The following is a 26198-nucleotide window of genomic DNA, read 5'->3' as shown; positions in this document are numbered from 1 at the left end:
GAGGACCGAGCCAGAGCTTGGTGAGGGACGGTCTCTGTCACGCCGAGCCGCTCCACGGCGCGGGCACGATGACCCACAGCACGACGGCCGGCTCGCCGTCCTCGACCTGCCAGGTGTGCGGCTCTCGACCCGGGAAGGTCAGCGCGTCGCCGGCGTGGACGGCCACGGTGCGACCGGCGAATCGCACGGTGAGCGATCCCGAGACGACGTGGAGCACTTCGACGTCGCAGTTGATCGTGTAGAGATCGGACCCGCCGTGTGCGTTGGGGTCGAGTTCTGATCGCAGCAGCTGAACCCGCTCCTCGCCGCGCGGCGACATCAGCCGCTCGTCGGCGTGCACTCCGCCCAAGTTGATGCGCGGAGCGTCGGCGTACGCGACATGGTGAACGTCGGGCTCGGCGAAGAGTGCACCGACGGGTAACGAGAGCACCTGACACAACTGGACAAGTGTTGCCACGCTCGGTGACGTCTCGTCGCGCTCGACCCGACTGAGGAAACCCTTGCTGAGGCCCGTCGTCTGAGCGACCTGGGCGAGTGACATGCCCTGAGCTGTGCGCGCGGAGCGCAGCTTGGCGCCGATGGGTGTCGCGGTGCCTTCGGCGGTGGGGTGAATGGCGCGCACAGTTACTCCTCGAAGCTATTCGCACTCTCGTCCTTGACGATCTGCCCGGGGCAGCGTACCGTAAGCCCTGTAGTTGTCTATAGCGTACCGAAAGTTGTCAAATATGCAACCCTTCAGCAAAGATGCGACGGATGAGCCCCGCGGGCCGGTTGACGCGAGTGTCGTGCCCCGGTTCGCGGGAATCGCGACCTTCGCGCGACTCCCGCGGCTCGACGAGGTTGAGCGTGCAGACATCGCGATCGTCGGGATTCCCTTCGACAGCGGAGTGAGCTACCGACCCGGTGCTCGGTTCGGCCCCGCGCATGTGCGCGAGGCCTCGCGTCTACTGCGACCGTACAATCCTGCGCAAGACGTCTTCCCGTTCGACGCCCAGCAGGTCGCCGACGCCGGCGACATCGCCGCGAACCCGTTCGACATCGCTGCTGCCGTGGGGGAAATCGAGGCGGGCGCGCGCCAGCTCAGCGAACACGCCGACCGACTCGTCGCCATCGGCGGAGACCACACGATCGCTCTGCCGCTGCTTCGCGCCGCGCACGCGCAGCACGGGCCCGTCGCGGTCTTGCACTTCGATGCCCACCTCGACACGTGGGACACATACTTCGGGGCGCCGATGACTCACGGGACCCCCTTCCGGCGGGCGTCCGAGGAAGGCCTCATAGACCTGACCGCGAGCATGCACGTCGGAATCCGCGGCCCCCTCTACTCGAAGGACGACCTCGCGGACGACGACCGGCTCGGTTTTGCGATCGTTACGAGCGAATTCGTCGAAGAGCACGGCGTCGCGGCCGCCGTCGAACGCATCCGAGCCAGAGTCGGAGACGCGCCGCTCTACATCTCGATCGACATCGACGTTCTCGACCCCGCCCACGCGCCGGGAACAGGAACTCCGGAGGCGGGCGGCCTCACGACCCGAGAACTACTCCGGATGCTGCGGGCCCTGGCCGATCTGCGCATCGTCGGCGCCGACGTGGTCGAAGTCGCCCCTGCGTACGACCATGCCCAGCTGACCGCTATCGCGGCCAGCCATGTCATCTACGAGCTGCTAAGTGCGATGGCGCCTGGGTAACCCGGCCGACCGAGAAAGCCCCGACCAAACACAAAAGTCCCGAACCCGACCGGCCAGCCCGATAGAGGAGACACCCATGACACTGCCCACCCCGACGGACGAAGCAGTCCGTGCCGCGGCATCCGCCATCGTCGAGGCGTTCGCCGCCACCGACGGCCCGCGCTATTTCTCGCTGTTCGCACCCGAGGCAACCTTCGTCTTCCACACCGAACCTGCGCGAATTGAAAACAGGGCTGCCTACGAAGCCATGTGGACGGAGTGGGTGGGCGACGGCTGGAGCGTAAAATCCTGCGCATCGAGCGCGCCCGCGGTGCAGACGTTTCCCGGCGGAGCCGTCTTCACGCACTCCGTCAGCACGAGCGTGAGCACCGCGGACGGACCCGAGTCCTACCGGGAGCGCGAAACGATCGTCTTCCGGTCTGATTCTGCCGGCCTCATCGCCATCCACGAACACCTGTCACCCCAGCCCTGACCGACCCCATTCATCGAGGAGCCCAAAGATGTCGCTCTACACCCGTATCGAAGGCCAACTGGACACACAATCAGATGACGCGGGCCCGGTTCGCGGAACCTACTCGCTTGGCCGCGTGCTCATGATCTGGCTGGCCGCGAACCTTGTGGTCACCACTCTTCTCACCGGCACGCTCTTCGTGCCGGATGTGCCGTTCGGCCTCGTCATCGCCCTGATCGTGGGCGGAACGATCGTCGGAGCAGCCGTGCTCGTGACGGTCGGCGCAATCGGAACTCGCACCGGCCTACCGACGATGGCAATCACGCGCGGACCGTTCGGAACGCGCGGGAGCCTGCTGCCGGTGGCCGCCAACGTGGTCATCCTCATGGGCTGGAGCTGGGTGCAGGCGATGCTCGCCGGGATCGCCCTCAACTACATCGTCGCGTCGACGACCGGGTTCTCCAATCCCGTCATCTTCGCGGTGCTCTGCCAGACGATCGTCGTGATCCTCGCGATCTTCGGCCACGCCGGAGTCGCTCGCGTGGAACCGTGGTTCGCCGCGGTCATCCTCGCGATCGCCGCCTACATCTTCGTCACGGCGTTCTCTACGTTCTCGCCGGCAGACTTCGCGGCCATTCCGGCGTCGCTTGAGCCGTTCTACTCCCCGGGACTGACGTTCGATGTTGTGGTCGCGACCGCCATATCGTGGACAGTGCTCTCGGCCGACTTCAACCGCTTCGCATCGTCGACCCGCGCGGGCGTGGTCGGCTCGGGAATCGGTTACACCCTGTCGACGGTGATCTCGATGTCGCTCGGCGCGAGCGCGATCGGCTACGTCGTCCTGGGGGGCGGCGACGCGATGCCGTTCGACCCCGTGACGATCATCGAGCCCTTCGGCGCCCTGTTCGCGGTCGCGATCTTCCTGTCCGTGATGGCGACGAACACGATGGTCGTCTACGGCATGGTCACGAGCGTGGTCAACGCGCTCCCCGGCCGGCGAGTGCGGTTCCTGCCCACCGCCATCGTCCTCGGGCTCATCTCAATCATCGGTTCGACCTTCTTCGGTCTTCTGGCCCAGTTCACGACGTTTTTGGTCACGATCGGTGCCCTGTTCGCACCGATCTTCGCGATCATGATCGTCGATTACTACATCGTCGCGCGCGGCAGCTACAGCGCCGACATCCTGAAGGCTCAGGGCGGTCGCTACTGGTACACCGGCGGCATCAACTGGCGCGCTGTCGCGTCGTGGGTGGTCGGTGCGGCGTCCGCCTATGTGTGGGCGTACGTGTGGCCGCTCCCGTTCGGTGCGACTGTTCCCGCATTCCTCCTGACCTTCGTCGTGTACCTGGCCTTCTCGCTCGCGCGCCGCAGCAAGACGCCTTTCGAGCCCAGCCGGCACCTCGCTGATGCTGACCCCGCTCGCTGACGGCCCTGGAGTGCCGCCTCGCTCGGCGCTCCGGGACCTTAGCCACCCGATCACCGACGGGATGCCGGTCTATCCCGGCGACCCGCCGGTCCACGTCGGCGCCGCGCTCGACCTCGACCGCGACGGGGTGGCCGTGACGGGGCTGCAAATGGGGTCTCATACCGGGACGCATATAGATGCGCCGTCCCATACCATCGCTGGTGGACGGACCATGGCCGATGTGACCCTCGACGAGCTTCTCGGCGATGCTCTGGTGGTGCGGGTGCGAGCCCTCGCCGAGGGCGAGGTATACGGGTGGGAGCGGCTGAATGCGGAGCATCCGCTACCTGATCGACTGCCCCCGATTGTCGTGATCGACACGGGCTGGGCGCGGTGGTTCGGCGACGCGCGCGCAGTGCGGCATCCGGCCCTCGATGCCGGTGCAGCGAGTGAGCTTGTCGCTCGCGGGATGCGGATCCTCGCGGTCGATACGCTGAGTCCCGACCCGACCGGTACCTCGTCGGGCGCTTTTCCCGTGCACGAGGTCGTGCTGGGCCGCGGTGGGCTGATCGTCGAAAACCTCTGCGGACTGGATGACCTGCCCTCACCGGTGCAGATCGGCTTCTTCCCCCTGCGACTCGGCGGCGACGGGGCGCCGGTGCGAGCGGTCGCCTTCCTCTGAGGCCCCAAAGATTCACTCGCGCGGTCAGGAACTGGTCGAGCGCGCAAACCTGATCGAGTCGCGAGAAATGTCTCGTTCTCCCCCAATTGGGGGGATGGGACGTGCTCAGACCGAGACGGAATGCAGCCACAATAAGTTATGGACTCAAAGCAGGAGAAGAATGCGGTCGACGATGTGGTGCGTCGGCTCGAGGTACGGTACGCCGATCTGCCGACAGGGCGGGTCAAATCAGTGGTTACGGAGTGTCACGGCTCGCTCTCCGACAAGCCCATCCGGGACTTCATCCCCGTGCTGGTAGAACACGCGGCACGGTCCCAGCTGCGCGCCGAACGAGACGCAGCGCCATTCGAAGCGCCGCACGCAGCCTAGCAAAGCGTCGGAATCTCTTGAGATTCCTTCACCCTGCACCGTCCCATGACCGCGTGGCGCCGGCACCAGTGGGTGTGGTGTTCGCTATCCCTCCCTCGATACGAGTGGTGATCCAATCGACGGCAGACCATTCGGGCGGGTACGAGGGCATCCACAGGACGCGGTCTTGATAGGGCTGACAACCTGGCCGCGGGCACACGTCAAGCCTTGCAGGTGCGGCGCGCCGACGGCGTCGAACATAGTCGGGCCCGCCTTTGGGCGCGTGTGATGTTCCTGCCGTGGCCAGCAATTGGGGGTGTCACCCCCGAAATGGCGGCACTCGTGCACACAAACTCGAGTGTTTTAGGATCGTGCAGACTTCAATTTTGCTATGAGGGCGGCCTTGTTCATGCGCGAGTAGCCAACGATCTTGCGTTCCCGTGCCTTACCCCGCAGTTCGGCCATGGTCGGCTCGGAGGGCCGAGGAAGGGCTGCAATCAACTGGGCGGCTGGGCTGGGTGCCTTCCCGGGCACCTTCTGGGTACGGGCGGTCTTGGTCGCGGCCGCTAGCTTGCCGGCCGCTTTCGCCTGTTTGGCCGCCAATTTCTGTGTCTGTTTGGTCAAGGCCTGCGCTTGCTTGCGCAACTTCGTGCTGGAATGGGCGACAGCTTTGCGGGCTGACTGCACCGATTTCTCGGCCCGCGCGAGCGCCTTCTTCGCACGCTTCTTGCTGCTCGTCGAAACGGACGTAGTCTTGTTCTTCTTTGTCTGCGCCATTATGCGCACCTCCACTGAGTCGTCGGCACAGGGCCGTTTTCTCCACAGTAGTGACATCCCTGTGATCGGCGCGTGAGGCGCTGCACGATAACTTCGGTCGTACTACTCGAGCCGTGCGCTCCGTTTAACCTTTGACGCCGAGTGGACGAACTCCCACAGTCGGGCGAAGACACGAGCAGCTTCAGTTCCCGGTGCGTAGATGCCGATCGGGGCGCGTTCAGACCCCATCCGCTCGATGACGACAGTCGAGGGAACTACGAGGTCGATAACCTGTGGGTGTTCCCGCGGCAGGGATTCGACGGCAGAACGGTGTACCAGTTTGCGGCGGTCCACCATCGACAGGAATGCGAACACCTTGGGCGGATGGTCCGATGCTGCGATGATCTCGTTGACCTGGGCGAGTGACCGCAGTGACAGCGGCGAAGGAACGAGCGGTACCACGGCGAGGTCGGCCGCGTGGAGCGCGTTCTCGGCGACGAGGGACGCCCCGGGCGGACAGTCCAGGATGACGACATCGTATTCTTTCGCCACTGACTCAAGCACTTTGGCAAGGCGGTGTGTGGACTTCTTCGCCGCGTCGAGGACCAGGTCGAGCCCTCGATACGTCTCATCAGCCGGCAGCACATCGAGGTTTGGGTAGGTGGTTGACCGGATAGCAGCATCCATCTCAGTCTTTCCGCGGATGAGCGAATCTACGCCCCCTTTGACTCGCGCTTTCACATTGAGGACATAGGTTGAGGCGCCCTGCGGGTCCAGATCCCAGAGCAGCACCCGGAACTGTTGGGATGCCTCCCACGCGAGATTGACCGCCGCTGTTGTTTTGCCGACCCCACCCTTGGTGCTGTAAACCGCAACCGTTCTCATTGCCTCATCTTACGAGCAAGCGGGTAATCGTTGTGAGGCAGAAAGGCCGCACCAGGTTCGAACTCATTCTGGCCGACCACGGCCCGCAGCTATTTTTTCTGCGCCGCGTCAACGAGCGCGAAGCCGACGCCTATTTCAATCACCCATCGCGGCCCGAGCATCTGCGGCAGTTATCCGTGTTCGCCGAATCGCTGACCGTTCCGTGGGAGCACGGCATTTCCACCGCATCGCTTGTCCCTCGCTAGGGGGCGCCAGCGCACTTTAGCTAGAGATTGTGTGTGTTGTGCAAAATTGCATCACGTTCTGCTCAAAATTCCGACTTTTTCGTCGACCCTACCCACTGATCTTGATAAAGTGCTCGCACTTTTGGATTGCAATTGCTACGTTGGGGCTAACCGATTCCGAGGGCGGGCGATGCACCTTGTGCGTGTGTATCTGTCTTTACGGGGTTCACAACGGAGTGAAAGAAGAAGGATCACCATGCGGAACCAGAAACTGAAGCGACAGCTGTGCGTGATTGCGATGGGTGGAGTGGCGACTCTCCTGATCGCCGGCTGCGCAAGCGCAGGTGACGCCGAACCAGTAGCGAGTCGGGACCTTGGCACCCCGGTAGCCGGCGTTGTCCCCGATGGCGTTTTCGATGGTGTCACGCTGACTTACGCCGCCTCTGGCGGCATTTTTCAGGATGGTCAACGTGACGCAGCCTGGGATCCGTTTGCGAAGATATCGGGGGCAACTTTTCTCCAGGACGCATTCGATGCGGGCAAACTCAAAGCAATGGTGGACAGCAAGAACGTGTCTTGGGACATTACCAATGCAACCCAATTTGACACCGCCCGTGGCTGCGGAACGCTCTACGAGGAGTATGACTACTCGCAGGTCGACATCTCGAAAGTTCCCGAGGGAACCATCACAGACAAGTGCATGGTGCCAAACATTCTCTACGGCCTCGTCGTCGCCTATAACACGGACGCGTTCGGCGACAACCCACCCACCAGCGCAGCTGACTTCTTCGACACAAAGAAGTTTCCGGGCAAGCGCACGGTCAGTCAATCGCCGTACGTGGACCCCCAGACGGTCGAGTTCGCCCTTGCGGCGGACGGTAAAGATCTGAGCGATGTAAACGTTGCCGACATCGACCTTGCCTTCGACAAATATCGCGGCCTTGGAGATGACGTCATTGGTTGGACCTCAGGCGCCCAAGCGCAGCAACAACTCGAATCGGGCGAGGCTGCTATGGGTCTGGTCTGGTCTGGACGTGGCTACGGCGCGGCTGCAGCCGGTGCCCCGGTCGCTCCCATGTGGGATGAATGGATGATCATGGTCGATTCAACGGCTATCCCCAAAGGTGTAAAGGATCCACAAGCCGCTTTCGCCGCCGTCAATTTTTACCTCGGCGCAGAACAGCAGGCACGCATGACGGAGCTGACCTCTTATGGGCCGGTAAACATCGACGCGAAGCCCAAAGTGGATGCGACGTTGGAGACGTGGCTCACCACAGAACATCTCGCCACAGGCCACGCGCCCAACATCGACTTCTGGGTCGAGAACTACGATGCTTTGTCGGAAGCATGGGCCGGATGGGTTACCGGGAGCTAACCGGCATGTCAGACCTATCTCCAATTCGCGAACTAAATAAGCTCTCAGCTGCAGGGGGTAACACGACAAGGCCGACTCGTGAGCCGAGAAATTGGCGGCCCTTTCTCCTGCTGATACCAGCCTTTATCATCGTTTCGTTCTTCTTTCTCGCGCCACTCATTGATGTCTTCATTCGGAGCATCACCGATCCAAGCCTTGGTATCCAGAACTACGTGTGGCTCTTTACTACTCCGACGAATATGGTCGTCGCGGGTCGCACTTTCGGAACTTCGTTCCTGGTGACGATCGTTTGCCTACTCATCGCTTACCCTTATGCGTACTTGATGACAATCGTGAGCGATCGTACGCGTAACATGTTGCAGCTGTTTATCATGCTGCCTTTATGGACCAGTATTTTGGTTCGAACGCTCGCATGGATGGTTCTCTTGCAGGACACGGGCCCTATAAACGGACTACTCGAGTCTGTGTTTGGAATCGGCCCCCTGCCTCTCATCCGAAGTACTTTCGGAGTGGCTTTAGGCATGACCCAAGTGCTGCTGCCCTTCATGGTGTTGCCGCTATATTCGGCACTTGCCAAGATCGACAAGCGGTTGCTTCCCGCGGCGGCCAATCTTGGGGCGAGGCCGGTTACGGCTTTCTTTACGGTCTATTTGCCACTGTCACGGCCAGGGATATTTGCAGGCTCGGTCACGGTCTTCATTTTGGGACTCGGTTTCTACATCATCCCCGCGTTGCTCGGCTCGTCAAAGGAAATCATGATGTCTGCACTCATGTACCAGCAGATCAGTGGGTTCCTGATGTGGGGTCACGGCACCGCGCTGGGCATCTTCATGCTAACGACCACAATCGTGGTCCTTGCTCTTGTGGGACGCGCCTCCAAGGGCACGAGCCTGTTTGCGGGGAGAACAAAATGACGCTGAAACGCGCTTTGAGCGCCCTGGCCGTTCTCACCGTCCTCTGGTTGTTGCTTCCAACTCTGGTCATCATTCCGATGTCGTTCAATTCGGCGGCGTCGTTCAATTTTCCGCCCCAGGGCTTTTCCCTGCAGTGGTACGCGAACTTCTTCACCGATCCGTCATGGATGCGAGCGTTGGGCTCATCACTGCAGGTTGCGCTCATCACCATGGTTGTCGCTACGGCCCTGGGAATCATGGCGGCTATCGGATTATCTAAAGTTAGATTTCGCGGAAAGTCCTTGTTGGAGAACTTCTTCCTCACCCCGCTTATTGTGCCCGGCATTGTGATCGCCATCGGGCTGTACTCCCTCTTCCTGCGATTCAACCTGTTGGGCACTCTCCCCGGATTTGTGCTCGCTCACACGGTTGTTGCACTCCCTTTGGTCATCATCAACGTAACGGCCTCACTGCAGGGGGTAGACCCACGCTTGGAACAGGCTTCGGCTACCTTGGGAGCGGGTCGACTTCGAACATTTTTCAGCATCACCCTTCCACTGATAATGCCGGGAGTGACAGCTGGTGCGCTGTTCGCATTCGTGACTTCTTTCGACGAAATTATTTTGTCCCTCTTTATTCAAAGCCCGCAGCTGCAAACTTTGCCCGTGAAGATTTACAACAGCGTGACCCAGGCGAGTGACCCGACTGTCGCCGCGGTGGCTGTTGTCGCAATGTTCACATCTGTGATTGTGATGCTCACTGCACAATTTGCTACCCGCAAAAGAAAGCGAGTTTCGGCATGAGACCGGACAGTATTGACGCCGCACCTGACATTCACGAACAGGAACTTCGGCAATTAAATCTGAATACCCAGATCATCGGCGTAATCAATGACGCGGGGATCAGTCTTCGGGCTGTGACCAAACGTTATGGGAAGAAAGCCGTAGTTGACGACATCAGCCTCGTTATTGAGCCGGGAGAATTCATGACGTTCCTCGGCCCGTCCGGGTCGGGCAAGACGACGACTCTGAACATGATTGCTGGCTTCGTCTCGGCAACGGAGGGGCTGCTACACATCTACGGCAAGCCAGTTGCCAAGCTGCCAGCACATAAACGAGACATCGGCATGGTTTTTCAAAACTATGCGCTGTTCCCGCACAAAACCGTCGCTGAGAACATTGCATATCCGCTCGATCGGCGTAAAATTTCGAGATCCGAACAGAAGACGATGATCGCCGGTGCGCTTCAGATGGTGCGCATGGGAGAGTTCGGCGATCGATACCCGACGGAGCTCTCAGGGGGGCAACAACAGCGCGTGGCCCTCGCGCGTGCACTCGTTTATCAGCCCCGCGTATTGCTCATGGATGAGCCGCTCGGTGCCCTCGACAAGAAATTGCGCGAATGGCTTCAGAAAGAGATCAAGCGAATTCACCGTGAGGTGGGATCAACTTTTGTGTACGTTACGCACGACCAGGAGGAGGCGCTTTCCCTTTCTGACCGGATTGCGGTCTTCAACAATGGGCGGATCGAGCAGGTCGGCAGCCCCGCTGAGCTTTACCAAAGGCCTGCAACTCTTTTTGTCGGGCGCTTTCTCGGTGAATCCACCGTACTTTCCGGCTCAAGGGTCGATTCCCTTCACGGTACGACAACGTTGAATATTTCTGGGCACGATATTCGTGTTCCCGGTGAACAGGATTCGACATCCCTGGCAATTCTCATCCGCCCCGAAAACATAACTCTGCACGATGAAGGCACCGTTACAGACTCCACTCGGATCAATTCGCTGCCAGTAATCGTGTTGGACTCGAGCTATCTGGGTTCAGCTTGGCGCTGTGAGGTGCAGCTTCCGGATGGGAGCGTCGGCACCGTTCGTGAGGCGCACTCGACCATCGTGCGCGAGCCCGGTACGCGTGCCGTGATGAGATGGAACGTCGATTCGGGGGTGCTTCTTGTCGACACCGGTGAGGCCGGCGTGTCACTGACTTAGTTTCGGACCGTGTTGATAAGCATGAGGCTGCCGGGCCCAGCGAATGAGGCCCGGCAGCTTCACTGCGTGAGCAGGGCCGTAACGAGCCGGGCCTCCCGAAGACCGCTCTCGATTGCGCCATCAATGAACCCGCCCCAAAGATCCGCTGTGTCACACCCGGCGAAGTGGAGCACGCCGTCCGGTACTTGCAACTGTGATAGATCACGCGTCAGTTGTCCTGGACGGTGAATCATCCAGGTATTTTGCGACAACGGATCCTTCATCCAGTCATGCGCGGCAACGTCGGTCACTTCCAAGCCATCGCCCCATACTCGAATAGCAGCCTGGACCTGTTCGATACTGCTCACGTCTATGGCAGTGTGATCCGGGCCGAAGCCGACCAGTATCGAATGATCATCCTCGATAAATTCGCTTTTCAGCACCGAGATCGGGTGGTGCTGCGAAGCGTAAGCAAAAAACCGTGGCACGCGACCGCGCACCCTCATCCACACCTTCACTCCTTGAGATGCCACGCGCTCGTCGTTGGCTCGCCTCCACACCGCCGGAAGTGGGGGTGTTACTGCAATCGCGTCGATTGCATTGATGGGCAGGGTCAGGATGACGCGCTGCGCACGTAGCTGGCGACCGTCGGAGAGGGTGACGGTACCCCCATGCTCATCGTGCTCGATGTGCGTGACGGTCGAGTTGAGCCGTATTTCTCCGGCGACGTCCGCGGCGATAGCCGCAGTGAAGGACGACATGCCTCCCTCGACGCGGTACGTCGCTGAAGCGTCATGCATGAGGGGCCAATGGCCACCGGCCGCACTCGCCCAGCGCAGAGCGCTGGCCAGACCCACCTCGCGCAGTGGGGCATTTACGTGCCCTACCCACACGGATTCGTTCGCGGCGCGGGCCTCATCGTCGAGGACGATTTCGTCCAGGCGCTGCTGCAATGATTGTTCGTCGCATTCGGTGATTGCTCCAGCGGTGGGGTCCACCGCACGCGGAATCGCTGTGAGCGCATCTGCAACTATCTGTTGCTGCCCGTCGCGGATGAGAGCCATAAACTCTTCAAGAGTGCCCTTTCGCAACGCGGCATCGGCACCGAGCCAGTATGCGTTTTCTGCGACCGGACTGCGAACGATTCTCCGGCCATATCGAGTCATTTCCGCCCACACGTGGGGTTGCACCCAGTGCACCCACGTGCCGCCAAATTCGAGTTCATGTCCGAGGGCATGCTGAGTCCATGTACGCCCACCGACCCGATCGCGCGCCTCGAGCACGATCACTCGGTGACCGGCGCGGCCGAGTTCTCGTGCGGCAACAAGTCCGGCGAATCCGGCGCCGATGACAACTACGTCTGTTGATTCCACTCTCTGGCCCATTATTGAGTTTGACGTTCGTGAGCTCGATCGGAAATCGCTTTGGCTGCTCGATAGCCGGACACGACGGCACCATTCAGGGACTGCTGCAGGCCAGTATGCTCACCCGCGATTGCGACGAGCCCCGCCGCCGAGTCGAACGCGGAGGTGTCTTCTTCTGTCCAATCGAGAGACGGAGCCGAGTATGACCCCAGAGTCCACTCGTCGTTTGTCCAGTCAGTGAGCAGGACATCCCCGTCAATGACTAATTCGGGACGCATTTTTTTCAGTTCTGCGACCCAGCGCTGGGGGCCGTTCGCCGTATCAAGTGCGGCGAGGGTACCGCCTCCTCCCGCAAAGCACGAGAGCGCCGGCACACGATTTTCGCCGTCTATCGACATAGAACGCCACGACCACCAGGCATGGTGGGCGCTCTGGAGCGCAACGTCACTATCAACATGAGACAGGGGAACGCCGAGCTTTGCAGCCGTGCCCATGGAGCGGTGGTCAAGTGCAGCGCGTTGTGAGGCCGGGAGCTCGAACCCAAGATGCAAAGTACGCAAAATTGGTAGCGGCACTGCAAGCACTGCGGAGTCCCCATCGACCGAACTTCCATCGTGCAGGGTCACCTGAACGCCCGTTGGGGATTGTTCGATCGCCGTGATGGGGGACTCCAGCCGTATGGCCGCACCAAGCATGCGGGCGAGCTCGTTGGCAAGCGACTGGTTGCCCCACAGGAATCTGCCAGCGTCCTCGACGTAACCGCCGTCGGCGGAGGACTCATGCAGTAGGGCAGCTTCCGCGCTGATCAGGTCAGGATCACCGGCCAGCGACGTTGCCATTCGCCGATACGCCGCGTGGGTATGAAAATTGGACCCCATTGTGGCCCGGAAAACTGCGTCCACGGAGACTCGATGCATGCCGTCTGCAAGCATCTGTTTGAGCGTGTTGGTGAGGCGCAGAGTAACTTCGGTCAGCTCGCTGGGGCTCAAATGCGAACCACTCACCGTTCGTCGTGCGTACCGGACATTGTGCGTGAGTATCGGGACTTTGACTTCTGCGGACAATCCACGAATGGCGAACTCCGTTGGAAAGATATACTCACCCCCGCGCTCAGTGACTTGACCGTTGCCGAGTTTCTCTGACCACGTACGCCCACCGACTCTGCTGCGAGCCTCAAGAACGACGGGCTCATGACCCAGTTGACGCAGCTTCCAAGCAGCCGTCAAACCCGCGAGGCCTGCGCCGACAATAATGACCTTCACGGTTCTCCTCAGTGAGCGGCACGAGGCGCAGCGAGTGAACTGAGCGACGACCAACCCCATCGTTGGTGTTTCCTGGACCTGAATGCCAGATAGTCAGTATTGGACTTATATGGCCGATAATATGATGAAGCATAGCCAAAATCGGAACCAATACGTACAATTTCCCCATAATAGGCATACCTTAAGACGGATTTGTTAGTGCGTCTGGCGTGAATCCCTTTACGTAAACTTGAGACGAGGTGACGAGTGTCGGACAAATCCGGATTTTCAATTGACGAAGATCACGTCATTGACTACCTGCGACGGGATGGGCGCGCTTCATACTCATCCATCGCAGAAGCACTCGATCTCACTCGAAATCACGTTTCTGAAATCGTGAAATCTGTGGTTGACAGCGGTCAACTACGATTCACGGCCAGTGCAAATCCGCGCATGTTCGGTTTCCACGTCGAGGGCCACCTGCACGTGGTCCTTCGTGGTGACGCTAGTGCTCTCTACGAAGAAATGGTCGGGTCGTCGTTGACGACCTATGTTTCCACAACGACAGGCGATGCGGGCCTGTGCGTTCAGATGCGCTGTCGCTTCGAGGCGGAATTGGTCGAGTTGCTTGCTGCGATCCGAGAACACGATGAGGTGCTTTCAATCCAGGTGCATCGGTACGACAGCATCGTCCATAATATCTATGCACCGACACTTCAGGCCGAGGATGAGTTCTCTCTCGACGAGACTGATATGCGCCTGATCGAAGCGCTCGAACGAGATGGTCGAGCTCCCGTTCGGGTGCTCGCTGAGGCCCTGCGTCTGCCTGAAAGCTCCGCACGTCACCGAATGACGCGGCTGATTGATGGCGAAATCATCCGAGTGGTTGCAGTGCCGAACCGGAATTTTGGCCGTGCGCACACGATCGCACTCGGTCTGGGCGTACGACACAAGGGCGTAAGCGGCCCCTGCGTAGAAGTATTGAGCAAACTCGGTGTGGAATTCATTGCCACGACGACGGGTGATTTCGGCATCATCGCAACGGCAGTTTTCGTTACTTTACGCGACGCTAATGACTTTGTGGAGGTACTTCGACGCGAGCCAACGGTCGTTGGCATCTCGACGTGGATTCACTTGCAGATCCTCAAGGAGGATTACAGCGTCGCCGAGTATCGCGACACACGGCAACGCTGACCGCTGCAAGTTCCACCAAAGTCCGCGGCGTCCGGCGTATTCTCGAACGCGATACCACGGAGGGTTTCTCATGCGCAAGGTGACGTATTCCATGGGCATGTCCCTGGACGGATACATCGTCGGGCCGGATGGCACGTTCGACTGGACGGCACCCGACGACGAGGTTTTTCGTTTCTGGATCGACGATATTCGAACCGTCGGCGTTCACCTGTTGGGTCGACGGCTGTACGAGACGATGCTGTACTGGGAGAGCGCTGACCAGGAAAGCTCGCTCGACGCTGCCGACCTCGAGTGGACCGAGCTCTGGAATCCGCTCCCCAAGGTGGTGTTCTCCACCACGCTCTCGGCTGTGCAGGGCAACGCCCGCCTGGCCACCGGCGGCGTCGCGGATGAGATCGAACGGTTGCGCGCCGAGCCGGGGGAAGGCAACATCGCCATTGGCGGCGCGACTCTCGCCGCCGAGGCATCCGCTCTGGGTCTCATCGATGAATACCAGGTGATGGTTTACCCGGTACTGGTCGGCGGCGGCATCCCGTTCTTCCCCCGGCACGAGCGCCGAGTCGATCTCGAACTCATCGAAACCCGTGCCTTCAAGTCGGGAATCGTCTACCTCCGGCACCGCGTGGCTCGTTAGCCCGTGCTGCGAGGCGCAAGCCTCGCTCCTGCCGATCGGATCCGCCGTGGCGCGGTCCAGGGCAGAGACGGGGCACCTCGATCCGCTAAAAGTGAAGACTGCAGTCACTTCAATTGCGTCGTACTACGCGGGAGCGGATGTCGAGTTCATTCCGGTTCGCGATATCGAACCCTGTGGCATCATGCTGTGCACTCGCGCCGGCGATGACCACCCGGGGTGCGCGAACTCCGCGGGGCAAACTCGGCGCTCGTTATCGACCAACGCTGCGGTCTGCCAAATAGTGTCAGAGTATTGCCGGCACGCCCGACTCGCGGGATACTCAAGGCATCAGTGGCGTTCCGGAGCGAACGCGACCGACATTCGCATCGCTTCGTCGTCACCCTCCACCGGGAGGTTGTCATGCACGCACGGCGAGGACTTGCAGTCATCGGCGTTGTTCTCGTCGAGATCACTCTCGTGGGGGCTGCCCTGGCGGGTTGTGCCGTCGCAGAGCCCCCGCAGCCTGAGACGCCCCCGAACGCCCCCAGCTCCTCGGGGCCGAGCACGTCGCTGCCTGCGCCGCCTCCCGACACCGGCGGAGGCGCAATATCGGTCGGTCTCCCGCAGCTCCCGATCGGCGGCAACGTGAGTTTCGACGAAAATACCCTCGCCGACAACTGCGTGACGGTGAACTGGATCGTCGAACAAGACAATGCCAAAATACCGGAGAATGTGCAGATCTGGATCAGCGGTGCCAGGTTCACGGACGACGTCTACGCGCTCGCCGATTCGGGCTGCAGCGGCGAGAAACCGCCGTGCATCGAGTTCGTCTTCGACATCGCCGACCAGACCTGTGATCTGGCGATCGTGCCGACCGGCAATCAGCCCAGTCCACCCGATGCGCCGCTGAACGTGAGCCTCACCGGTGAGGTCACCTGCAGCGACGGTGAGTCACTGGACTGCGCAAAATTCCTGTCTGCAGTATTCACTGAAAGCAATCTCAGCATCCCCCTCGACACGCCTCCCGCGAACACCCCCTCCGATACACCGCCCGCGGATGAGGGCTTGGGAGTGACGACGAGCGGACCGGCCTGATGTCCGAACCGGGGGAGAGAGAGAACGCTGCACGGTTCGAACGCGGGCTGAACGTGCTCGGCAGCATCATCGCTCCGGCGACACTTCTCGGCGCCCTGCTCTTCTATTTCGGTTATGTCTCATCCCGGGCCCAGTACGACTACTTCGGCATCGATGTCGACGTCATCGGCCTGAACACCCAGGACTACGTGATGCGCAGTCCGCAGCCTCTCCTGGTTCCGCTCCTCGTGTTCGCGCTCGTCGGTGCAGCCCTGATCGCCTGGCACGCTCAGATTCGTCGCCGCTCGAGCCGATCCGGCTTCGCGGTTGCGGGGAGACGCGGGGTTGTCGTCGGCCTGGGCATCCTGGCAGTGGGTCTCATCTTGCTCTTCGCCTATCCGCTCCTGGCTGAATGGGACTACTACCCGCTCGTCACCCCGCTCATCGTGGCCCTGGGCGGTGCGATCGCCGCATACTGCGTGGGGACGGTGCGATTCCTGGCCCGCGAAACCGGTGTGGGTCACCGCCCGCCGACGGGCGTCGTCGTGCTGCTCTGGGCTGCGGTCGCCGCCTGCGTGTTCTGGGCGACAGCCACCGTCGCACAGTGGTCGGGCCTGGGTCTCGCCCAGCAGCAGGCGCGGGCCCCCGACAACCTTCCCAGCGTCATTGTCGACACCGAGCAGCGGCTCTTCCTCCCGGACGAGGCGCGGGTGAGCGAAACCGCGCTGCCCGCATTGGCCGACGAGACCTTTCGCTTCCGCTATTGGGGGCTGCGACTGCTCATCGTCGGTGATGATCGTATGTTTCTCATCCCCAACGCCTGGGATAACCACAATACGACTCTCGTGCTGCCGCTCGACGGCTCGGTTCGACTGCAATTCCAATTCCGTAATCTGGAGCCCTAAACCGTGGGGCGGGCTGTGCAGAGCACTGCGAGCACGCAATGACGCCCGGTGCCGGGGCCCGCACGGCTCGGGGTGCTCGGGCCCGAACGGTCTCGCAGCGGTCTGAACCTGCATCGCCTCGCGAGCGGAGGCGTCGAACCATAGGCACGGCTGGATGGGCTGGAGCTCGGCCATGAATACCTCCCGGTGTGACCTTTCACACTAGTTCGACCTTCGACCTTCGACCTTTCCCTAGGGCGGAACTGGTCTACGCGGGTTTCTCCCTCGGTGTACTCCCCGCACAAAAGCTCGCGCAGGCCCGAGCCGGCGCACAAGGTGCCCGACTGTTTTACTCCTGCGTCCCGGTCTCCGAGTTCGGCTCTGCCTGGCCGGATGGTGTTCCCATGCAGGTGCACGGCATGGACGCCGACCCAATCTTTGCCGGTGAGGGTGACCTCGATGCCGCCCGCGCGCTCGTCGAATCGACGACGACGGCTGAACTTTTTCTCTATCCCGGTGACCCACACTATTTCGCCGACAGCTCGCTGCCGTCGTACGACGCTGCTGCGGCCGCACTGCTCCGGCACCGAACGCTGGCGTTTCTTGCGATCCACCCTGGGTGACGCTTACCTTCTCAGCGCACAGAACGACATTTGGTGGCAACCGACAGCCTCGTCGACACCGCCGTTTCGGATGTCACCATCGTGGAAGGAAACGCCCCCGGAGCTTCGATCTTGACGACCCCCAAATAGGGGTGATTCGACCGCATTCGTGATATAGATTTAAGTGAGGGAAATTCCCCCCGGTCGACTCGCGGCAATCCAGCGAGGCGAAGTTGCCGACCGCGTGCCTCTTCTGCCTTATCGTGACGCGTTCTCTGTACCTCACGCTCACAACGCACTCGATAGATCACGAAAGGCGTGATGACCATGACCGACATCCCAAGAAGTCCTGCCCGGCCGCCCGACACCGCTGAAGGAAGTGTGACGGTCGAGAGCCCGTCCGGTACAGACAGCGAGATCGAGGAGGAGGCGATTCGGGCCCAAAACCTGCTGCAGCAGACGGTGAGTTTGCAGGACGCGATCTTCAACAGCGCGAATTTCTCGAGTATTGCCACCGACGCCCAGGGTGTCATCCAGATTTTCAATGTGGGCGCGCAGCGGATGCTCGGCTACACAGCGGAGGAGGTGGTGAACAAGATCACGCCGGCCGAGATCCACGATTCGGAAGAGATCGTGCTGCGGGCTGCCCAGCTGAGTCTGGAGTTCGGGACCATGATCAAGCCCGGTTTTGAAGCCCTCGTTTTCAAGGCCAGTCGCGGCATCGAGGATATCTACGAACTCACCAAGATTCGCAAGGACGGTAGTCGGTTTCCGGCCATCGTCTCGGTCACCGCCCTGCGGGACCAGAACGAGGCGATCATCGGCTACCTGCTGATCGGCACCGACAACACGTCGCGCAAACAGGTGGAGGTAGCCCAGTCGGTTCTCGACCAACGGTTGCGTGATCAGCAGTTCTACACTCGCTCGCTGATCGAGTCGAATATCGATGCGCTGATGACCACCGACACCATGGGCATCATCTCCGACGTCAACCAGCAGATGATCGAACTCACCGGTCGAACCCGGGACGAACTCATCGGCGCGCCCTGCCGCAACTTCTTCACCGACCCGGTCCGCGCCGACGCGGCCATTCGACGGGCACTCACCGAGAGCAGAGTCAACGACTACGAGCTCACGGTGCGCGCTCTCAACGGCGAGGAGACCGACGTCTCCTACAACGCCGCCACGTTCTACGATCGCGACCGCGTCGTTCAGGGAGTATTCGCGTCAGCGCGAGACGTCACGGAACGCAAACGGTTCGAGCGTGCGCTCAAAGAGAGCAACATCGAGCTGGAGCACGCCAGCCGCATGAAGACCGAGTTTCTGGCGACGATGTCTCACGAATTGCGCACGCCCCTGAACGCGATCATCGGGTTCTCCGAGGCGCTCAAGGACGGGCTCATGGGTGACATGAGCGACTCCCAGCGCGAATACATCGGTGACATCTTCACCAGCGGGCACCATCTGCTGGCACTGATCAACGACATTCTCGACTTGTCCAAGGTTGAGGCGGGAATGATGGACATCGAGTTGGAGGCCGTAGATGTGCGCTCGCTGCTCGAGCAGAGCCTCTCGATCGTGCGCGATGGTGCTGCGGCCCATGGAATTCAGCTTCGTTTCGAGGGTGCCGACGACCTCGGGGTGCCGCTGCTCGACCGGCGAAAAACCAAACAGATCATCTACAACCTGTTGTCCAACGCGGTCAAGTTCACTCCCGACCAGGGACAGGTCACCCTGATCGCCAAGCGTGTGCCGCGCAGCGCAGTGGGAAAAATTGCCGGTGTCTGGCCGGTACACGATTTTCCACTGCCGGCCAGTACCATCGCAGACTTTCTCGAAATTCGTGTCGACGACACCGGGATGGGCATCTCGTCCGAGAACATGTCGAAACTGTTCCTCGCCTTCAGTCAGATCGACAGCACGCTGGCTCGCCGCTTCGAGGGTACCGGCCTGGGTCTGGCAACCGTAAAGGAAATGGTGGGAATCCAGGGAGGAACGGTTGCCGTCGCCAGTGCTGAGGGCGAGGGCGCAAGTTTTGCTGTGTGGCTCCCACTCGGCGGCACCGACCAGAGCGCACCGGTCTGGTCAGCACCGGGCTCGGAGAAGTCGGAGACGAATCGCGATGCGGCCGCCGCGATCGAGACGCAGGCGTCCGCTGCCAACCGGCCGAAGCCGCATCCGTTTCACCCGTCCGCCACGGCAGCGGCGCCGGTAGCTCAGAAAAAAACGGAACCAAATTCGACCGCGCCCGGCGCCGAGGTATTTTCGCTCGGGGCCGGCCAGCCGGTCACCGAGTCGCTCGCCACCGCGGTGAAGTCCCAGCCGCAGCAGGGATATGAGGCACGCTCGGAGAAACACGTGGCACTCGTCATCGAAGACGACGCCAAGAGCGCTGAAGTTCTGCGGCTCCTGCTCGAAGCCGAGGGGTTTCGCGTCATCGTCGCGCCCAGCGGAGAAGAGGGTCTCGCCCTCGCCCCGCACCAACATCTCAGTCTCATCACCCTGGACATCCGCTTGCCGGGGATGGACGGTTGGGGATTTCTGCTTCGGTTGCACGAGTTCTCGGATCTCGCGGCGGTCCCGATCGTTATCATCGCGGGGGACACCGATGTGAGCCTGGCATTGACCCACGGTGCGGCGGCCGTGCTGGAAAAGCCGATCAGCCGGGCAGCCCTGCAACAGTCGCTGGATGTGCTCGGTCTCAGTCCAGACGCCCGACGCACCCGACGAGTGTTGGTCGCCGACGACGACCCCGAGACGGTTGATGTGATCGCACGTTTTCTAACCCGGCCGGAGTATGCGGTAGAACGTGCCTTCACCAAGAACGACGCGATCGAGATGGCACAGCGGCTGCACCCTGACCTCGTGCTGCTCAATCTCATGATGGAAGGGTTCAGCGGGTACCAGGTTGTGCTGGCGTTGCAGAGTGACCCGGAAACCGAACACATTCCCGTGCTCGTGGTTACTGGCAAGCAACTCACCCGGCAGGAACTGGCGGCCGTCGACAGTGATCCCACCCAGCCCGTGCGCGTGCTCGGCACGAAGAATTTCAATCGAAGAGCGTTCATCGACGAGGTCAACCGCGCACTGAACTCGGGGCCGGATCTGGGCGGGTGATGCATCGTGGCCAGAATTCTGATTATTGAAGACAACCCCGTCAACATGAAACTCGCCACCCTGCTCGTGCGCCGGGCCGGGCATTCCACACTGCAAGCCGTTGATGCCGAAAGCGGATTGTTGCTCGCGCAGGTCGAACTGCCGGATCTGATTCTGATGGATATCCAACTGCCGGGGATGGACGGTTTCGCCGCGACCGCGCAGTTGAGGAACGACCCAATCACCCGGGAGATCCCGGTGATCGCCCTGACCGCGATGGCCATGACTCGCGATCAGGAGCGAGCGCGCCAAGCCGGGTGCGATGCCTACATCACCAAGCCGCGCACATCCCGATTCTGGCCATGACGGCCAGCGCGGTGCGTGGTGATGCCGACCACACCCGCATGGTCGGCATGAACGAGTGCCTCATGCGTCCGCTGTACCTCGGCAAATTGCGGGCTGCCCTTCAAAAATGGTTGCCGCATGACGCGGATATCGAGAGCGGCTAAAGTCCGGGAATGCTCAGTGTGCGACGCAACAGCTCGACCGTTCGGCTCAGCGACTCGGCCAGGGTCGGCGCCGCCGCCCGGTCGGTCCTGCCAGCGGCGCCGGCCGGGCGCTCGAAATCGGGAATCCACTGTAGGGCCATGAAACGCACGACTCCCAGCATCGCGTGCGTGAGCAGTTCGGCCTGCCCGTGCCGAAAAGCCAGCTCGGGGTCGTTCTCGCCGTCAACGGTGGCACCGCGACCGAGGCGCAGGTAGACCAGTTCGGTGATTTCGGAGGTGACCCTGGTCATCCGCTCCATCTGCTCCTGCATGAGCTCGGGGTGCAATCCGAAAATGCGCAGTCGGTCGGTGAACAGCTGCTCGTCCATGCCCTCGCGCGGACCGATCGCGCTCATCAGGGTGAGCACGTCGGGCAGCAGGTCGTCGCCGGGGGCTGCGATGAACTCTCGCGCTCGCCCCTCATCGATCGTGGGCGGCTCGGCGCCGATGATGGCGGCCTTCTTGGTCTTGAAATAGTTGAAGAAGGTGCGCTGCGAGATGCCGCTCTGGCTGCAGATCATATCCACGGTGACGCTGTCGAAACCGTGTTCCAGAACGAGGCTGACCGCACTCCGCTCCACGCGCAGGCTCGTCGCGTGATGCTTGTCGTGACGAGTCTGCGCGCGCACGGTCGCGCCGGGCGGCGGGGTGTCGGCCAAGGCCTCATCCTGGTTCATGACGCTACTCGTACCGCAGCGACTCGATCGGGTTCTGCCTGGCCGCCCGCTGGGCCGGCAGCGTGCCGGAGAGGAACGCGATCAGCATCACCAGCCCGATCACGAAGGCCACCGACAGCGGCTCGAACAGAAGGATGTTCAACCCCGGCAGCCCGGACAGCAGGCCCTGCGACAACACAGCACTCAACGCCGAGCCGAGCCCGATGGCCACACCGGCTCCGATGGCGCTGCCGAGGAAGCCGATGACGATGGCTTCGAGGCTGAACAGGGTGTACACCTTGCCGCCGCTCATCCCCATCGCCTTCATCAGGCCGATCTCGCGGGTACGTTCCTGCACGCTCATCAGCAGGGTGTTGATGATACCGAATGCGGCGGCGATCAGGGCAATCACCGCGAAGGCGTTGAGCACGCCGACGATGCCGTTGATCACCGTCTGCACGGCGCCGAGCTGGTCTTCGATCGTGCTCGCGGTGTAGCCCGCGGTGGCGAGATCCGCCTTGAGGGCGGTCACGGCATCCGTCGACAACGCGGTGTCGAAGTGCGCCACGGCCACACCGTAGCTCGTGACGGCGGTGTCGATGCCACCGGACTGAGCATCGGCCAACTCGGCAATCAGCGCGTCGTTGGCCCCGGCGCCCGCAGCGAGCAGGCTCTCGAGCGAGACGCCGACGACGGTCGCATTAACCACGTGCTTCGCGCCGAGAATGTCGGTGATGCCGATAGAAACGGATGCCCCCACCGCGTCGTCCGCGGAGGCGAACCCGAGCGGGGTCACGAAGGCGTCCGGCAGCACGAGCTGAGCCTCAGTGGCGCCGCCGTCGAGCTGCGCGCCCGCCGTGAGGTCGGCCGTGGTCACGGCCGAGGTGGCGTTGATGCTGAACTCGTAGGGAGTGCCGGACTCGTATTCGATGTAGTCGGGCTGCACGGATCGGATCGGATCGACCGACTCGATGCCGGCGGTGTCGCCGATCGCCTGGAGGTCGGCATCCGTCAGCGCCTTGGTCGTGGTCCCGGGCGGGCCTTGCTGGCTCGACACGGATGCCGAACTGGCCGCGTCGTACTCGACCGGGCCGTCGCCGGCGGCGGTGGCATCGCTCGCCTGCGTGATGATGAACACGTCGGGGGAGCCGAGGGCGCCCACCTGGGCATCGACGTACTGGCTGACGCCGGCGCCGACCGCGTTGGTCAGGGTGAGGGTGAACGCGCCCACGAAAATGGCCAGCACGGTCAGGGTCGTGCGCAGCTTGCTGCGAAAGGTGTTGGAGATCGCGGTGACGACGAGGTCTTTGGTTCTCATGCTGCGCCTCCGATGATCAGTGCGTGGGCACCCGTGTGGGTCGACGTGGTGTGGGACACGACAAGTCCGTCGCGAATGTAGATCTGGCGATCGCAGCGGGCGGCGAGTTCCTCGTCGTGGGTGACGATAACGAGCGTGATGCCCTGACTGCGGTTGAGGTCGAACAGGATGTCTTCGACCACGGCTCCGGTGGCGGTGTCGAGGTTGCCGGTGGGTTCGTCGGCGAAGATCACGCGCGGCGCATTGACCAGGGCGCGACCGATGACGACGCGCTGCTTCTGCCCGCCCGAGAGGGTCGTGGCCTTGCTGCCGGCCTTGTCGGCCAGCTCGAGCTGTTCGAGAACCTCCATGCCGCGGCGGCGTCGTTCCTTGCCGCCCATGCCGGCGATCTTCAGCGGCAGGATGACGTTGTCGAGCACGCTCACGTTGGGGGTGAGAAAGAACTGCTGAAAGACGAAGCCGAACTCCTTGTTGCGCAGTTCGTTGATCGCGCGCTTTGACAGCGACTTGGCGTTCTTGCCGGCGACCTGAAGTGTTCCCCGATCGGGTTCGTCGAGCAGGGCGAGCAGGTGCATGAGGGTCGACTTGCCCGACCCGCTCTTGCCGATGATCGCCACCGTTTCACCGGGCGCTATTTGAACGGACACACCCTTCAGCGCGTCGAAACGGCTCGCCCCCGAACCGTAGGATTTCTCCAAGCCTTGCGCATCAATTACCCACTCGGAGTCCATCGGTTTCCCTCGGTTCTGGCGACCCGCACGGGCCACATTTGCAGTAACTGCACTCTAAGTTGCAGTTGCTGCAAATTGCCTGAGGAAGAGCCGTGTTCCGAACGGATGCCGCGCCGCACGGCCTACAGGTCGAGACTGTCACCGGGCTCGAGCGCGAAGAACTCGCCGCCGCCCCGTTCGGTGACGCTCTGGAATCGCGCGTTGGACAGCTCTTTTCCCGCCCGGGAGAGCAGCATCTCGTGGGTGGGAAAGCTGCGCTTCGGTTTGAGGGCCAGAATGAAATCCATGGCCTCACTGATTTTCATCCAGGGCGCGGCGGCCGGCACGGCGAGCGTCCCCACCTGCATCCCCTCGGGAACGGTGAAGGCGTCACCGGCGTAGTACAGCTCGTCGTTGACAAGCACCCCGACGTTGTCGATGATCGGGATCGATTCGTGGATGACGGCGTGGGTCGCCCCGAAGAAACGCAGGGTGAACGGGTCGACGTCGATAACATCGCCGGCCTGCACCGTCGTGACGTCAAGCGCGGCGTCGGTCGCGGCTATCGCCCGAGCGACACCGGCCGGTGCGAAGATGCGCAGGTCCGAGTTCATTTCAACGATGCGCCCCAGCTGTTCGGGAGTCCAATGGTCGGCGTGCTCGTGGGTGATGACCACGGCGACGGCGCCCGCGGTGCCGGTAAGCGCGGTGGTGAACGAGCCGGGATCGATGTAGAGCTTCTTGCCCGAAAGCTCCAGAATCAGCGCGGCATGCTCCAGCTTGGTCAGTTTCATGCCCTGAGCTAACCCCGATTCGAGCCGTGGCGCAACAGCGTCCGCTTTCTACTCGGGGTTTGGGTCGGCACCGAACGGGGACGCACCCACCCGGTGCGACGCGCCGCAAACGCTCAGTTTGGAAGTGCGCTCCGGTGTGTGGCATACTCGGTAAGTTGCAAAAACGGCCCCATCGTTTAGCGGCCTAGGACATCGCCCTCTCACGGCGGTAACGCGGGTTCGAATCCCGCTGGGGTCACAATTGCCCGGTTGCTTTCAGGTCGAAAGCGCCGGGCTTCTTTGTTTAAGTCGTCGGCTCACGCGCGGTCAGACGCCACAATGAGGTGACCTCGTTCCGGCGTATCGCGTGAAGAGGGTCGCTCGTGTCCGTCGCGCGGGCGTGTACGGCGGGCGCTTCGAGCGCGCCGATCACCCGCAGCCCCGCCGCATCGATCTCCTTCAGCAGGTCGTCGCGGGAACGCAGCCCGACCAGCTCGGCAAAATCGGAGAGCACGAGCCACACCTCGCCCCGGGGCTCCAGATGGCCGAGCACCCCGGCCAGAAAACCCTTGAGCATGCGGGAGCCGGGGTCGTAGACGGCCGCGTCGAGCAGGGAATGCGCCGTCGCCGGGATCCACGGCGGGTTGCACACGATCAGATCGGCGCGACCGTCGGGAAACAGGCTGGTCAGGTGCACCTCTACCCGCTCGGTGAGCTTCAGGCGCGACACTGTTTCTCGAGCGGATGCCACCGCGCGCGGCTCGATATCCGTCGCGACCACCCTCGGTACGCCCCGAGTCGCCAGCACCGCCGCGAGCACCCCGGTGCCGGTGCCGATGTCGAAGGCCACCTTCGGAGCTGCCAGCGGAGCGCTCGCCACCAGGCCGACGTACTCGCTGCGCACCGGAAAGAACGTGCCGTAATGCGGATAGACGCTGGCGTTCAACGCTGCAACAGGAATGCCCTTAGTGCGCCACTGGTGGGCGCCGATCGTACCGAGCACCTCGTGCAGCGACACAACGGATGCCTCGGTGATGCTCCCATAGGCGTCGACCGTGGCAGAGACCACGTCGGGCGCCCGCCGCAGCCCGATGATATTGCCCCCCTCAAGCGGAATGAGCAGATGACCGAGGATGCGCGCACGGTGCGAACGGTTCTGCCGATACCGGTAGAACAGCTCGGCGGTCGTTCGCTCGGTCCGATCCGGTTTGGGCCGCGTGCGGTGCTCGAGTGCGGTCAGAATTTGGCGGGCATTCTGAAAGTCGCCGTGCCAGAGCATCGCGATACCCTGCGAGGCCAGCCGGTAGGCGGCATCCGCTGTGATGGTGTCGTCAACCGGCACGACCCGCTTGGGGGCTGGTGCTCCGTTCGCAGATCGCCAGGGCGCGGTGGCCGGCTGCCCCTCGTTCGACCAGTCGATGTATTCCTGCGGGTTGTCGGCGGCCGTCATCG

The 26198-nt window shown here is 62.0% G+C and carries 28 protein-coding genes and 1 tRNA gene; 19 read left to right on the top strand and 10 right to left on the bottom strand.

Annotation, left to right across the window (positions count from 1 at the left end; translation table 11 throughout):
- Nucleotides 1-37 precede the first annotated feature (37 nt).
- Entirely contained in the window at nt 38-622 is a 585-nt protein-coding gene (locus BMW72_RS07820; RefSeq protein WP_092109061.1) for a helix-turn-helix domain-containing protein, read from the bottom strand.
- Between the two features lie 103 nt (nt 623-725).
- Here BMW72_RS07820 and speB point away from each other — a divergent pair, with 103 nt between their 5' ends.
- The 5 genes from speB (at nt 726) to BMW72_RS07795 (ending at nt 4595) form a co-directional block, all read left to right on the top strand.
- The gene (speB, locus tag BMW72_RS07815; protein ID WP_092109058.1) at nt 726-1688 is read left to right on the top strand and encodes an agmatinase; all 963 of its coding nucleotides are present in this window, start codon (nt 726-728) and stop codon (nt 1686-1688) included.
- Nucleotides 1689-1764: 76 nt separating this feature from the next.
- Complete coding sequence (locus BMW72_RS07810; protein WP_092109054.1) at nt 1765-2160, top strand: YybH family protein; 396 nt, start codon at nt 1765-1767, stop codon at nt 2158-2160.
- A 28-nt stretch (nt 2161-2188) separates the two neighbouring features.
- The gene (locus BMW72_RS07805) at nt 2189-3565 is read left to right on the top strand and encodes a purine-cytosine permease family protein (protein WP_092109052.1); all 1377 of its coding nucleotides are present in this window, start codon (nt 2189-2191) and stop codon (nt 3563-3565) included.
- Complete coding sequence (locus BMW72_RS07800; RefSeq protein ID WP_092109049.1) at nt 3546-4226, top strand: cyclase family protein; 681 nt, start codon at nt 3546-3548, stop codon at nt 4224-4226. The genes BMW72_RS07805 and BMW72_RS07800 overlap by 20 nt, the downstream gene beginning before the upstream one ends.
- A gap of 138 nt (nt 4227-4364) precedes the next feature.
- Complete coding sequence (locus BMW72_RS07795) at nt 4365-4595, top strand: three-helix bundle dimerization domain-containing protein (RefSeq protein ID WP_092109048.1); 231 nt, start codon at nt 4365-4367, stop codon at nt 4593-4595.
- Nucleotides 4596-4937: 342 nt separating this feature from the next.
- Here BMW72_RS07795 and BMW72_RS07790 read toward each other — a convergent pair whose 3' ends face one another.
- Nucleotides 4938-5351 carry a Rho termination factor N-terminal domain-containing protein gene (locus BMW72_RS07790; RefSeq protein ID WP_092109045.1) on the bottom strand — a complete coding sequence of 138 codons (414 nt, stop codon included), beginning with the start codon at nt 5349-5351 and terminating at the stop codon, nt 4938-4940.
- Between the two features lie 102 nt (nt 5352-5453).
- On the bottom strand, nt 5454-6215 hold the full coding sequence (locus BMW72_RS07785; protein WP_092109043.1) for a ParA family protein: 762 nt from the start codon (nt 6213-6215) through the stop codon (nt 5454-5456).
- Between the two features lie 32 nt (nt 6216-6247).
- On the opposite strand from BMW72_RS07785, the gene BMW72_RS07780 reads away from it, so the two are divergent.
- The 5 genes from BMW72_RS07780 to BMW72_RS07760 all read left to right on the top strand — a co-directional run bounded on the left by BMW72_RS07780 (nt 6248) and on the right by BMW72_RS07760 (nt 10694).
- Nucleotides 6248-6460 (top strand): hypothetical protein, encoded by a 213-nt coding sequence (locus tag BMW72_RS07780; RefSeq protein ID WP_092109040.1) that lies wholly within the window; start codon nt 6248-6250, stop codon nt 6458-6460.
- A gap of 235 nt (nt 6461-6695) precedes the next feature.
- A complete protein-coding gene (locus tag BMW72_RS07775) occupies nt 6696-7814 on the top strand; it encodes an extracellular solute-binding protein (protein ID WP_241984032.1) in 1119 nt (372 codons plus the stop codon).
- 5 nt (nt 7815-7819) lie between these two features.
- Entirely contained in the window at nt 7820-8728 is a 909-nt protein-coding gene (locus tag BMW72_RS07770) for an ABC transporter permease (protein ID WP_092109159.1), read from the top strand.
- The gene (locus tag BMW72_RS07765; protein WP_092109036.1) at nt 8725-9510 is read left to right on the top strand and encodes an ABC transporter permease; all 786 of its coding nucleotides are present in this window, start codon (nt 8725-8727) and stop codon (nt 9508-9510) included. Before BMW72_RS07770 ends, BMW72_RS07765 begins: the two co-directional genes overlap by 4 nt.
- Nucleotides 9507-10694 carry an ABC transporter ATP-binding protein gene (locus BMW72_RS07760; protein WP_092109034.1) on the top strand — a complete coding sequence of 396 codons (1188 nt, stop codon included), beginning with the start codon at nt 9507-9509 and terminating at the stop codon, nt 10692-10694. The genes BMW72_RS07765 and BMW72_RS07760 overlap by 4 nt, the downstream gene beginning before the upstream one ends.
- A gap of 59 nt (nt 10695-10753) precedes the next feature.
- Here BMW72_RS07760 and BMW72_RS07755 read toward each other — a convergent pair whose 3' ends face one another.
- Together BMW72_RS07755 and BMW72_RS07750 are read right to left on the bottom strand one after the other, a co-directional pair.
- Entirely contained in the window at nt 10754-12046 is a 1293-nt protein-coding gene (locus BMW72_RS07755; RefSeq protein ID WP_241984031.1) for a flavin monoamine oxidase family protein, read from the bottom strand.
- 11 nt (nt 12047-12057) lie between these two features.
- Nucleotides 12058-13299 carry a flavin monoamine oxidase family protein gene (locus tag BMW72_RS07750; protein ID WP_092109156.1) on the bottom strand — a complete coding sequence of 414 codons (1242 nt, stop codon included), beginning with the start codon at nt 13297-13299 and terminating at the stop codon, nt 12058-12060.
- Nucleotides 13300-13545: 246 nt separating this feature from the next.
- On the opposite strand from BMW72_RS07750, the gene BMW72_RS07745 reads away from it, so the two are divergent.
- From BMW72_RS07745 to BMW72_RS18690, 8 genes are all read left to right on the top strand, one after another.
- Nucleotides 13546-14472, top strand: coding sequence for an Lrp/AsnC family transcriptional regulator (locus tag BMW72_RS07745; RefSeq protein ID WP_134450438.1), 927 nt, complete (start codon nt 13546-13548; stop codon nt 14470-14472).
- A gap of 70 nt (nt 14473-14542) precedes the next feature.
- Nucleotides 14543-15106, top strand: coding sequence for a dihydrofolate reductase family protein (locus BMW72_RS07740; protein ID WP_092109026.1), 564 nt, complete (start codon nt 14543-14545; stop codon nt 15104-15106).
- Between the two features lie 399 nt (nt 15107-15505).
- Nucleotides 15506-16180: a hypothetical protein gene (locus BMW72_RS07735; protein ID WP_134450437.1), complete on the top strand. Its 675-nt coding sequence runs from the start codon at nt 15506-15508 to the stop codon at nt 16178-16180.
- Nucleotides 16180-17064 (top strand): hypothetical protein, encoded by an 885-nt coding sequence (locus BMW72_RS07730; protein ID WP_092109021.1) that lies wholly within the window; start codon nt 16180-16182, stop codon nt 17062-17064. The genes BMW72_RS07735 and BMW72_RS07730 overlap by 1 nt, the downstream gene beginning before the upstream one ends.
- A gap of 188 nt (nt 17065-17252) precedes the next feature.
- Nucleotides 17253-17666 carry a dienelactone hydrolase family protein gene (locus BMW72_RS07725; RefSeq protein WP_241984030.1) on the top strand — a complete coding sequence of 138 codons (414 nt, stop codon included), beginning with the start codon at nt 17253-17255 and terminating at the stop codon, nt 17664-17666.
- Between the two features lie 306 nt (nt 17667-17972).
- Nucleotides 17973-20762: a response regulator gene (locus BMW72_RS07720; RefSeq protein WP_134450436.1), complete on the top strand. Its 2790-nt coding sequence runs from the start codon at nt 17973-17975 to the stop codon at nt 20760-20762.
- A 6-nt stretch (nt 20763-20768) separates the two neighbouring features.
- Nucleotides 20769-21107 carry a response regulator gene (locus tag BMW72_RS07715; protein WP_092109012.1) on the top strand — a complete coding sequence of 113 codons (339 nt, stop codon included), beginning with the start codon at nt 20769-20771 and terminating at the stop codon, nt 21105-21107.
- Nucleotides 21104-21250, top strand: coding sequence for a hypothetical protein (locus BMW72_RS18690; RefSeq protein WP_166787799.1), 147 nt, complete (start codon nt 21104-21106; stop codon nt 21248-21250). The genes BMW72_RS07715 and BMW72_RS18690 overlap by 4 nt, the downstream gene beginning before the upstream one ends.
- Here BMW72_RS18690 and BMW72_RS07710 read toward each other — a convergent pair.
- The 4 genes from BMW72_RS07710 to BMW72_RS07695 all read right to left on the bottom strand — a co-directional run bounded on the left by BMW72_RS07710 (nt 21247) and on the right by BMW72_RS07695 (nt 24767).
- Nucleotides 21247-21966: a TetR/AcrR family transcriptional regulator gene (locus BMW72_RS07710; protein ID WP_092109009.1), complete on the bottom strand. Its 720-nt coding sequence runs from the start codon at nt 21964-21966 to the stop codon at nt 21247-21249. The genes BMW72_RS18690 and BMW72_RS07710 overlap by 4 nt on opposite strands.
- 4 nt (nt 21967-21970) lie before the next feature.
- Nucleotides 21971-23263 carry an ABC transporter permease gene (locus tag BMW72_RS07705; protein WP_092109006.1) on the bottom strand — a complete coding sequence of 431 codons (1293 nt, stop codon included), beginning with the start codon at nt 23261-23263 and terminating at the stop codon, nt 21971-21973.
- Nucleotides 23260-23994 (bottom strand): ABC transporter ATP-binding protein, encoded by a 735-nt coding sequence (locus tag BMW72_RS07700; protein WP_092109003.1) that lies wholly within the window; start codon nt 23992-23994, stop codon nt 23260-23262. The genes BMW72_RS07705 and BMW72_RS07700 overlap by 4 nt, the downstream gene beginning before the upstream one ends.
- A gap of 122 nt (nt 23995-24116) precedes the next feature.
- The gene (locus BMW72_RS07695) at nt 24117-24767 is read right to left on the bottom strand and encodes an MBL fold metallo-hydrolase (RefSeq protein WP_092109000.1); all 651 of its coding nucleotides are present in this window, start codon (nt 24765-24767) and stop codon (nt 24117-24119) included.
- A 165-nt stretch (nt 24768-24932) separates the two neighbouring features.
- Here BMW72_RS07695 and BMW72_RS07690 point away from each other — a divergent pair.
- A tRNA-Glu gene (locus BMW72_RS07690) sits at nt 24933-25005 on the top strand.
- 45 nt (nt 25006-25050) lie between these two features.
- Here BMW72_RS07690 and BMW72_RS07685 read toward each other — a convergent pair.
- Nucleotides 25051-26196, bottom strand: coding sequence for a methyltransferase (locus tag BMW72_RS07685; protein WP_092108998.1), 1146 nt, complete (start codon nt 26194-26196; stop codon nt 25051-25053).
- Between the last annotated feature and the right edge of the window lie 2 nt (nt 26197-26198).

Origin of the sequence: Cryobacterium luteum (genome assembly GCF_900110125.1) — a bacterium.
In the GTDB taxonomy this organism is placed as follows: domain Bacteria; phylum Actinomycetota; class Actinomycetes; order Actinomycetales; family Microbacteriaceae; genus Cryobacterium; species Cryobacterium luteum.
Note: the sequence above shows the minus strand (reverse complement) of the source record. Positions and strands in the feature narration are given on the sequence as shown.

Bases quoted from the DNA above. Each gene is read 5' to 3' on its own strand.
- BMW72_RS07790 (WP_092109045.1), bottom strand. From the start codon at position 5,351: ATGGCGCAGACAAAGAAGAACAAGACTACGTCCGTTTCGACGAGCAGC.
- BMW72_RS07800 (WP_092109049.1), top strand. From the start codon at position 3,546: ATGCTGACCCCGCTCGCTGACGGCCCTGGAGTGCCGCCTCGCTCGGCG.
- BMW72_RS07805 (WP_092109052.1), top strand. From the start codon at position 2,189: ATGTCGCTCTACACCCGTATCGAAGGCCAACTGGACACACAATCAGAT.
- BMW72_RS07740 (WP_092109026.1), top strand. From the start codon at position 14,543: ATGCGCAAGGTGACGTATTCCATGGGCATGTCCCTGGACGGATACATC.
- BMW72_RS07735 (WP_134450437.1), top strand. From the start codon at position 15,506: ATGCACGCACGGCGAGGACTTGCAGTCATCGGCGTTGTTCTCGTCGAG.
- BMW72_RS07705 (WP_092109006.1), bottom strand. From the start codon at position 23,263: ATGAGAACCAAAGACCTCGTCGTCACCGCGATCTCCAACACCTTTCGC.
- BMW72_RS07770 (WP_092109159.1), top strand. From the start codon at position 7,820: ATGTCAGACCTATCTCCAATTCGCGAACTAAATAAGCTCTCAGCTGCA.
- BMW72_RS07765 (WP_092109036.1), top strand. From the start codon at position 8,725: ATGACGCTGAAACGCGCTTTGAGCGCCCTGGCCGTTCTCACCGTCCTC.
- BMW72_RS07685 (WP_092108998.1), bottom strand. From the start codon at position 26,196: ATGACGGCCGCCGACAACCCGCAGGAATACATCGACTGGTCGAACGAG.
- BMW72_RS07710 (WP_092109009.1), bottom strand. From the start codon at position 21,966: ATGAACCAGGATGAGGCCTTGGCCGACACCCCGCCGCCCGGCGCGACC.
- BMW72_RS07775 (WP_241984032.1), top strand. From the start codon at position 6,696: ATGCGGAACCAGAAACTGAAGCGACAGCTGTGCGTGATTGCGATGGGT.
- speB (WP_092109058.1), top strand. From the start codon at position 726: ATGCAACCCTTCAGCAAAGATGCGACGGATGAGCCCCGCGGGCCGGTT.
- BMW72_RS07760 (WP_092109034.1), top strand. From the start codon at position 9,507: ATGAGACCGGACAGTATTGACGCCGCACCTGACATTCACGAACAGGAA.
- BMW72_RS07700 (WP_092109003.1), bottom strand. From the start codon at position 23,994: ATGGACTCCGAGTGGGTAATTGATGCGCAAGGCTTGGAGAAATCCTAC.
- BMW72_RS07810 (WP_092109054.1), top strand. From the start codon at position 1,765: ATGACACTGCCCACCCCGACGGACGAAGCAGTCCGTGCCGCGGCATCC.
- BMW72_RS07795 (WP_092109048.1), top strand. From the start codon at position 4,365: ATGGACTCAAAGCAGGAGAAGAATGCGGTCGACGATGTGGTGCGTCGG.
- BMW72_RS07785 (WP_092109043.1), bottom strand. From the start codon at position 6,215: ATGAGAACGGTTGCGGTTTACAGCACCAAGGGTGGGGTCGGCAAAACA.
- BMW72_RS18690 (WP_166787799.1), top strand. From the start codon at position 21,104: ATGACGGCCAGCGCGGTGCGTGGTGATGCCGACCACACCCGCATGGTC.
- BMW72_RS07730 (WP_092109021.1), top strand. From the start codon at position 16,180: ATGTCCGAACCGGGGGAGAGAGAGAACGCTGCACGGTTCGAACGCGGG.
- BMW72_RS07695 (WP_092109000.1), bottom strand. From the start codon at position 24,767: ATGAAACTGACCAAGCTGGAGCATGCCGCGCTGATTCTGGAGCTTTCG.
- BMW72_RS07720 (WP_134450436.1), top strand. From the start codon at position 17,973: ATGACCGACATCCCAAGAAGTCCTGCCCGGCCGCCCGACACCGCTGAA.